Source organism: Flavobacterium sp. FG19 (genome assembly GCF_057809475.1).
Map to the genome: position 1 here is coordinate 1 of NZ_JBMDKA010000092.1, position 339 is coordinate 339.

Sequence of the window (339 nt, forward strand, 5' to 3'; positions counted from 1 at the left end):
CTTTGGCTTCTGCTGCCAGTCTTGCCTGAAGTGCTTCTGCATCTGCTTTAGCTTTAGCATCGGCCGCTAACTTCGCCTGACGTGCTTCTTCTGCTTGTTTCGCTTGTAAAGCTTCTGCATCCGCTTTGGCTTTGGCATCAGCTGCTAACTTAGCCTGAAGTGCTTCTGCATCTGCTTTGGCTTTGGCATCAGCTGCTAATTTAGCCTGAAGGGCTTCTGCATCTGCTTTAGCTTTAGCATCGGCCGCTAATTTCGCCTGACGGGCTTCTTCTGCTTGTTTGGCTTGTAAAGCTTCTGCATCCGCTTTGGCTTTGGCTTCTGCTGCCAGTCTTGCCTGAA

General features: G+C 50.4%; 1 protein-coding gene. It reads right to left on the reverse strand.

Translation table 11 applies throughout. The annotated features are described in order from the left end of the window. Positions 1-339, reverse strand: a 339-nt coding sequence (locus ACODST_RS27865; RefSeq protein ID WP_488935355.1) for a hypothetical protein, incomplete at both ends; no start/stop codon positions are given.